Annotated in this window: 5 protein-coding genes, 1 pseudogene and 1 other annotated feature; all 6 genes and pseudogenes read left to right on the plus strand. The window is 35.4% G+C overall.

Going from position 1 to position 8773, the window contains the following annotated elements; all coding sequences use genetic code 11:
- Positions 1-116: 116 nt before the first annotated feature.
- Positions 117-347 (plus strand): hypothetical protein, encoded by a 231-nt coding sequence (locus tag CN288_RS29125; protein WP_098303481.1) that lies wholly within the window; start codon positions 117-119, stop codon positions 345-347.
- 347 nt (positions 348-694) lie between these two features.
- Complete coding sequence (locus CN288_RS26305) at positions 695-1576, plus strand: methyltransferase domain-containing protein (protein ID WP_026593091.1); 882 nt, start codon at positions 695-697, stop codon at positions 1574-1576.
- Between the two features lie 190 nt (positions 1577-1766).
- Positions 1767-2594 (plus strand): DegV family protein, encoded by an 828-nt coding sequence (locus CN288_RS26310; RefSeq protein ID WP_098303482.1) that lies wholly within the window; start codon positions 1767-1769, stop codon positions 2592-2594.
- A gap of 492 nt (positions 2595-3086) precedes the next feature.
- Positions 3087-3266, plus strand: a pseudogene (locus CN288_RS26320) (hypothetical protein); the annotation flags it as partial.
- A gap of 120 nt (positions 3267-3386) precedes the next feature.
- Positions 3387-3626 (plus strand) — a binding site (T-box leader).
- A 54-nt stretch (positions 3627-3680) separates the two neighbouring features.
- Positions 3681-6782: an isoleucine--tRNA ligase gene (gene ileS / locus CN288_RS26325; RefSeq protein ID WP_098303483.1), complete on the plus strand. Its 3102-nt coding sequence runs from the start codon at positions 3681-3683 to the stop codon at positions 6780-6782.
- A gap of 427 nt (positions 6783-7209) precedes the next feature.
- Complete coding sequence (locus CN288_RS26330) at positions 7210-8718, plus strand: M36 family metallopeptidase (RefSeq protein ID WP_098303484.1); 1509 nt, start codon at positions 7210-7212, stop codon at positions 8716-8718.
- The last annotated feature ends 55 nt before the right edge of the window (positions 8719-8773 follow it).

Raw genomic sequence — 8773 nt, forward strand, 5'->3', positions numbered from 1 at the left:
TATTACTTCCTTTCTAAATAAGGAATGTTACCTTGATTTTACATGTATATTAACTTGAAAGTCTTCAAAATGCAAAAAAGAAAGATGTGTTATTAGACAAAGAAGCGCTGAAAAATATGAATGCTGTAATTACATTAAAATATAAAAGTGGGGATAAACAAGATTTCTTTGTACGGTTAGAAGGAAACAATAGGCAGATTATGCTTGTAGAGAGTACCAGTGAACAGCACGAGTGGGTTATGAAGTATACGCCAAAAATATCATTAAGTTGTTTAAATAAAGGCCGAATTTTGATATCGGAGGAATCAAGAAAGTGGCACAAATATTTAGTAATCCGATGTTCTTAGTTTTGATTCTTTTTTCAGTTCTTACGATTATGTTAGGTGCAATTGTTTATTTGAAACTCAAAAAATTATGAGTTATACCAATAATCGTTTGCATACTCTTCTTATTACTTGTGTTGAAATATGCAAATGAGACTTTTCTTTCTTGGGTTATATATATACAATAGTATCTCTATTAGTTGGACTTTTCATTAAATCCATTTTGTCTAAATGAGTTTACCAGATTTCTAGATACATTAAATACTTATGGATATGCAAAAATGTTTATATATCTATAAAATATTTTACCATCTGCTCAAAGAAGCAAATGGAATCAATGCTTTCAATATAAATAAAAGGGGATGACTAAATTGAAAGAGTATGAATGGGATAATCAGTTAGAATATTTGAGAAATACAAGAGATCTATATTACAACGATGATTATATAAGTTTTTTGGTAAATGCAGTTTGGAAAATTTCTAAACCAGTTCATATAGTTGACTACGGTTGTGGATATGGATATTTAGGGCTGACCCTATTGCCTCTGTTACCAATAGGGTCTAGATATACAGGAGTTGATAAGGGTAAGAAACTAATTAATGAAGCAAGAGAGTTATTCCGAAGTCTTCCATATGAAGTAGAGTTTATTGAAGCAGATGCTACTGAAATCGAATTAGAAAGAAATTATGATATAGCAGTTTGTCATGCTTTTTTACTACATATGAACGATTCGAAGACAATGTTACAAAAGATGGTAGATTCGGTTGTTAATGGAGGCAGTATCATATGTTTTGAACCACACTGGATTTCTAATATGTCTTCGTATTACCTGAATAATCTGGAGCAATCTGAAATAATTCAGCTTGGTGTTCTGCAAAAATTGTTTGAAAAAGATGCAAAGCGAAATGGCGCGGATGGTAACATTGGAATGAAATTACCGATATATTTAAGTGAACTAGGTGTAGAAAAGATTGAGTGCAGGGTTAGCGATAAGGTGAATTTTCTTAATACGAATGAGATGCAAAGAGAGAAACAACAATTGTATCACGCACTTAAGGAAGAGGGAATCGGTAATACACCTGCTGAAAAGGATGGTTTTATTGAACGTTTAATAAGCCGAGGACTGACGTATAATGAAGCGATAGCACAGTACCAGGCAGAATTAAACTTCTCTAAAGAATTTACTTTAGAATCTTCTTTCGTCTATGCCCCAAGTATGAAAATCACTTTTGGAATCGTGAAGAATAAGTAAATATGTCGAAATAGTGTACGAATTTGGATAGAATCGATATTAATTTTGAAAACTTTGCTCAAATCATCCATATCCTATAGAAAAACAGAGATAGTCTTGTTATGATAACAAACATAGTCCTTTTCATAACTCAAATAGATAGAATAGTGAGATAAGTTTCAGGAAAGGATGTATACAAGGGAGGAACAGCATGAAGCGAGTTGCTTGGTTTACTGATAGTACAACTGCAAGCTGTACAACAAGTGAAGATAATTTTGTTATACCAATTGAAATTGTTATTAATGGAACTGCCTATAAAGACTGTGAAGAAGGTGTTCGTGAACGTGTCTACGATGCGTTAAAAGAAGGTGTAACCGTAACTACATCACAACCGAATTTAGGCGAGATGGTTGCTCTTTTCTCGAAGTGTAAAGAGGAATATGAAGAAGGATTTGCTTTCACAATTAGCGGGAAGGTAAGTGGTACCTATCAAAATATGATACTCGCAGCAGAAATGGCAGGATTTCCTCTAATCGTAATAGATAGTGAAACAGCAAGTTATCCAATGGATGAACTTTTAACAAAAGCACAAACGTTATACCGTGAAGGTATGACTTTACAAGATATACAAAAAACAATACAACACATTGAACGTAGTCCTTATTATGTATTTCCGAAAGATCTAAAAGGTTTATATGCAAGTGGACGTGTGAAGGGAGTGCAGTTTATACTAGGTAGCCTACTAAGCGTGAATCCAATTTTAGAAGTACAAAACGGAGAAGTTGTGATGACAAAAAAAGTTCGTAAAATACAAAAGTGTAAAGAGTATATGCGAACTGAACTTGAAAAAGACACTCCGAAAGTGGTACATGTTTTCCACGCTAATGATGAAGCAGGGGCGAAAGAATGGATTGCCGATTTTAGAGAAGTATTTCCTGAAATGAAGTTTCAAATTTACCCACTTCCTATATCTTTTGCTGTTCATGCAGGCGCTGGAACAATTGCGATTAGCTTTTCGAAAGGGGAAAACCGTGAATAATTCACGGTTTTTTTATGTTTTTGTTCTTAGTTTTATGTAAATGGAAATAATCCGGAAATTTAGTAATAAGTATAGGACAAATTTTTATTCATATAACGAAAAATACGCTATTCTTTTTATAATTAATTTTTTAAAAGAAACAGCATTTTTGACGGGAAAATATAAGGGGAATGAAAAAGCCATTATTAAAGAGCTTGAAAAGGGACTGCAAAGAAAATTAAATGCTGAAGAAATTGAAACTATCAATTTTTTCGTCAATGGATACTGTCTAGAAAGAGTTTAATATTGAACTCAGAGAAAAGTATACGATTTCTTTTACTAGAAAGCATGTTAAAGAGCCCAGGAATTTTGTTTCTGGGTTTTTTAACATGTTTGTTTATTAAGGCGTTGTACCTTTTCATGGCCATAATCTAATTTTGTGTTTTCCACAAAAACAAGAAAAGATAACATAAAAGAAGAACACTAAATATGTAGAAAATTTGTTAATCTGAATTGTATTTCGATTCTTCAGATTTGTTAGTTCGATACAACAGAACATGCTATTTAGCTGTTTTAAATCGAAACGAAGAGGCAAAGGCAGAACTTGAAACAGTTCTTCATGAAGATAAAACTGGATTTTTTGCAGAACTTGGAGAAGAAGATGAAGATTTAGAGGAAGTATGGGCACGATAAAGTAATAGAAACTTTTCACGATGTATAAAATACGAAAATTAGGATGAAAATGAAAATATATTTTTGAATTGATTGACAATTATCTGTTTCATGGAATAAAATAACTTTTAATAAAAGTATACAAATCTGAAGACGAGAAAGAGTAAAATATCGTACTGTTCCCCAGAGAGCCGGCGTTATGCTGAAAGCCGGTGTACAGACTTTATTTGAAAATCATCTCCGAGGAGCCGTGGCTGAATAGAGTAAGCTCGGACGGATGTCTACCGTTACAAAGAACGCGTATGCTAGTACGTTGCTAAGTGCTATTGGTTAAAATACTAATAGAATTAGGGTGGTAACGCGGGTAAACCCGTCCCTACTTATAGGGACGGGTTTTTTGTGTGCTTTTACAAAATTTCAAAGGAGTGATTGTAAATGGAGAAGGTAGATGTAAAAGAATTAGCTGTAGGAAGAGAAACACGAATTCGTAAGCAGTGGAACAAGCAAAATATCTTTGAGCAATCCATTCGGAATCGTGAAGGCGCACAATCTTTCGTTTTTTATGAAGGACCACCAACTGCAAATGGATTACCGCACGTTGGGCATGCGCTTGGGCGGACGATTAAAGATGTAGTAGCAAGATATAAAACAATGACTGGATACAAAGTACTTCGAAAAGCTGGCTGGGATACACATGGTTTACCGGTAGAACTAGGAGTGGAAAAGCAACTTGGTATTTCTGGTAAACATGAAATTGAAGAATACGGAATTGAACCATTTATCCAAAAGTGTAAAGAAAGTGTATTTACGTATGAAAAGCAGTGGCGTGAATTTACTGAGAGCATCGGATATTGGGTTGATATGGATGATCCGTACGTAACTTTGCAGAACCCTTATATTGAGAGTGTATGGCATATTCTTGGAACAATTCATGAAAAAGGGCTGCTATATAAAGGGCATCGAGTTTCACCGTACTGTCCAAGTTGTCAAACATCACTTAGTTCGCATGAAGTAGCGCAAGGTTATAAAACAGTAAAAGATTTAAGTGCGACTGTGAAATTTAAAGTATTGAATAGTGAAAATGAATATTTTCTTGGGTGGACGACAACCCCGTGGACATTGCCTGCCAATGTAGCTCTTGCTGTACATCTGGATATGGAATATGTGAAAGCAGAGAAAGATGGAACCGTTTATATTGTTGCAAAAGAGCGTGCAAATGATGTGTTAAAAGAAGGCTATCAAGTATTATCTACTCATAAAGGAGCAGAATTAGTAGGTATTTCATATACAGCTCCATTTCCTATGGACGAAGTTACGAATGGATACCGTGTTATTTCAGCAGACTTTGTTACGGGAGATAGCGGGACGGGACTTGTTCATATCGCACCAGCTTATGGAGAAGATGATTATAAAGTGGTGCAACATGAAGGATTATCGTTCCTTCATGTTGTGGATGAGCAAGGTAAATATACAGAAGTTGTTCCGTTTTTAAAAGGGAAGTTTGTGAAAGAGTGTGATGTGGATATTGTTCGTTATTTAGCTGGGGAAGGATTGCTCTATCATAAAGAGAAATATGAACATAGTTATCCGCATTGCTGGCGCTGTGATTCACCACTTCTCTATTATGCTGGAGAGAGTTGGTTTATTCGGACAACTGAAATTAAAGAGACGTTCTTACAGAATAATGATGCAGTTACATGGTATCCAGACCATATGAAGCATGGGCGATTTGGAAAGTTTTTAGAGAATATGGTGGACTGGAATATTAGCCGAAAACGCTACTGGGGAACACCGTTAAATGTATGGGAATGTGAAAACTGTGATCATCAATTTGCGCCGAAGAGCATCGAGGGATTAAGAAAGCATAGCAGAGGGCAGGTAGAAGAAAATTTAGAACTGCATAAACCGTATGTAGATGAAGTGAAGGTATGCTGTGAAAAATGCGGTGGCTTAATGACTCGTACGCCAGAAGTAATTGATGTTTGGTTTGATAGTGGTTCGATGCCATTTGCACAGTATCATTATCCATTTGAAAATAAAGAGCTTTTTGAGGAACAATTCCCAGCGGATGTAATCGCTGAAGGTGTCGATCAAACGCGCGGTTGGTTTTATAGCTTATTAGCAGTAGCGGCTTTATACACTGGAAAAGTACCATACAAACGTGTATTATCTCTTGGGCATGTGCTAGATGAACAAGGACAGAAAATGTCTAAAAGTAAAGGAAATGCATTAGATCCAGTAGACTTAATTGAAAAATTTGGTGCAGACGCATTAAGATGGGCTCTTCTTGTTGATAGTGCACCTTGGAATGCAAAACGATTTTCTGAAAGAACTGTCCAAGAGGCGAAGTCGAAACTTGTAGATACACTTGTAAATGTATATAGTTTTTATGTTTTATATGCAAACTTAGATGAATATGATCCAAAAGAGAAGTATGAGGTAAAGCGAACGAAATTAGATGAGTGGGTATTATCACGTCTTCATAGTACAACGAAAAAAGTAAGAAGTGCATTAGATGAGTATCAATTTACAAATGCAGCTCGTGAAATTGCGACTCTTGTAGATGAGGTAAGTAACTGGTATGTAAGACGTTCACGCAATCGTTTTTGGGAGTCTGGCATGAATCCTGAAAAGACCGCGGCGTATGAAACACTTCATGAGGTACTTGTTACACTTAGCAAGTTACTTGCTCCATTTACTCCTTTTGTAGCAGAAGATATTCATCTTAACTTGGAAGGAAGTAGTGTTCATTTGACGGATTATCCAGCAGCAGATGAAACACTTATTCAATCAAAGCTAGAACAAGAAATGGATGCTGTTTTACAAGTTGTAGAACTCGGACGTAGCAATCGAAATCAATATGCATTAAAAGTGAAACAGCCATTAGCAGAGCTTGTATTACTAGAGCATCATGAGCAGAAAGTAGACTGGAAATCCTACCGTGATATTGTTATGGATGAATTGAACGTAAAAGCATTTCATGTAGAATTAGATGAAACAAAGTATACATCGTATCAATTAAAGTTGAATTTTAAGACGGCAGGACCGAAATTCGGGAAGAACGTCAATGTTGTAAATCAATGGTTAAAACAATTACCGCAAGAAGAAGTACAAAAATTTGTTGTAGAGGAAAAGGCAACGTTTAAGCTTATCTCAGGAGAAGAAATTACAGTATCAGTTGAAGATGTATTGGTAGAACAAGTGCCAAAAGCAGGATTTTCTAATACGACAAACGGACAATATACGGTAATGTTAGATACAAATGTTACAGAGGAATTGTTACAAGAAGGAGTGGCACGTGAATTTATTCGCGCTGTTCAAGAGTATCGAAAACAGTTAAATTTACCCGTTAACTTGCGAGTAGATGTAATCCTTGATACAGAAGATGAATTACAGAGAACATTAACGAAACATCAAGGTTTATTAGAAGAAAACTTGTTAGTAAAGCAATTTACATTCCAAACGTTAACACAAGAGGAAGATGAAATTTCTTTAGGTGAGAAAACGGTTCGAATCAAGTTGAGTCCAGCTAGCTAAATCACAAAAAGTAGTATGTAATCCAAGACACAGTTACAAAATCCTGTATGAATCATGCAGGATTTTGTTTTTATTCTGCGAAAGATACAGGGATTATTACCTGTTTGTAGTTGAAAATGCTAGAACAACATAAGTGATATCAAAACATCAGTATTCTTTTTGTTTAGAATAAATGTAGGAGTAGTAATTATGAACGATCTGGTGCAGGACATGATTGAATAAATTGAAGATCATCTTAAAAATCTTTTTCAAGTTTGGTTAATCTCTATAGTGAATAATATCTTTCGAAAGTATTTATTACTTTGATACACAAATATTGAGAAAATATTACTTTATATTTAATGAGAAAAAGAGAAAGGTAATATAATTGTTTTTATAGAATTACTCGTACATTCAAAATTTATGAAGAGAGTGGAGAGTGGTTCTAATGTTCAAAAAAAGAGTAGTGGCAATTGCTACAGCAATACCGTTAGTGCTAAGTACAGTATCTACTGCTTCAGCGGTAGAAGAGAAACAAGTAAAGATAGACAGATATTCTCCTCAGGAAAAAGCAGCCGAATATTTAAAAACGAATGCTTCGCAATATGCATTAAAGTCAGATCTATCAGACTTACAGTATATTTCAACAACGGATACACAGGTAGCTTCATATGTTAGATTTCAACAAGTAGTAAATGGTGCGCCTGTATTTTCAAGACAAATAACGGTAACCCTTAATGGAAAAGGTCAAAAATTACTTGCAGTTTCTGATTATCAGCCTGTGCAGAGTGTGAAAGAAATTAAGCAAAAAATCAGTGAAAAAGATGCGGAGCAAAAATCAAAGGCATATGTTGGAGGAGAAAGTGAACAAAATTTATGGGCGCCAACAATGAATGAATTTGGCTATGTCATTGAAGAAGGTGTTGCTATTCCGGTATACCGAGTTGTAGTCCACTCCAATCAACCATTTGGTGCGTGGGAAACACTCATTGATGCTGAGAGTGGAAAGTTAATTAAAAAGGTTGATATAAACCGGAAAGCGGAAGGGACAGGGAAAGTGTTTATGCCTAATCCTGTCGTATCAAGTGGCAGTTTAACGGGATTAAAGGATAATAATGATGCAGATTCCACAGCATTAAATAATCAATTAAAAACAGTTACTTTAAAAGGTTTAAATGGGACGGGATTTTTAGTTGGAGATTACGTCACTATTTCTTCAAAGGCAAAAACGAAATCTTCAACCCTTCAATTTAATTACACACGTTCAAATGATAGTTTTGAAGATGTAATGGCGTATTATCATATCGATACTTTACAACGTTACATCCAACAAATAGGTTTTAATAATATTAATAATCGTTCTATTAAAGTAAATGTGAACGGAACGAGAGATGATAATTCTTTCTACTCTCCGTCAACAAAAGCTTTAACATTCGGAACTGGTGGGGTAGATGATGCAGAGGATGCAGGAATTATTGCACATGAGTATGGGCATTCGATTCAAGATAATCAAGTTCCAGGGTTCGGAAGTTCTGCAGAAGGCGGGGCAATGGGAGAAGGATTTGGAGATTTCTTAGGTGCAACTTATGAGGATGCTACATCAACTACAGGATATGGAAAAGCATGTGTAGGAGAATGGGATGGGACTTCTTATTCCAGCTCTAATCCAACATGTTTACGACGATTAGACAATAATAAAGTGTATCCAAGGGATATTGAGAACGAAGTACATGCGGATGGAGAAATTTGGGCACAAGGTGAATATGAAATGGCGCAAGCTTTTGGTCGTGATGTAACAACAAAAATCATTTTGCAGTCCCATTGGTCACTTACTCCAAATGCGACATTCCGTGATGGTGCCAAAGCAATAAAGCAAGCAGATGCACTACTTTACGGAGGACAACATGCAGCGGAAATTGATCGGATTTGGGCAGCACGAGGAATTAGTACGAATTAAGAATATGAATGAATAATAAAGAACCCCTGATATAACTGAAGTGAACCCTGAAAAT

This window comes from Bacillus sp. AFS023182 (assembly GCF_002560575.1).
Classification (GTDB): domain Bacteria; phylum Bacillota; class Bacilli; order Bacillales; family Bacillaceae_G; genus Bacillus_A; species Bacillus_A arachidis.

Coding starts and splice junctions, on each gene's coding strand:
- CN288_RS26330 (WP_098303484.1), top strand. CDS start 7,210: ATGTTCAAAAAAAGAGTAGTGGCAATTGCTACAGCAATACCGTTAGTG.
- CN288_RS29125 (WP_098303481.1), top strand. CDS start 117: ATGAATGCTGTAATTACATTAAAATATAAAAGTGGGGATAAACAAGAT.
- CN288_RS26310 (WP_098303482.1), top strand. CDS start 1,767: ATGAAGCGAGTTGCTTGGTTTACTGATAGTACAACTGCAAGCTGTACA.
- ileS (WP_098303483.1), top strand. CDS start 3,681: ATGGAGAAGGTAGATGTAAAAGAATTAGCTGTAGGAAGAGAAACACGA.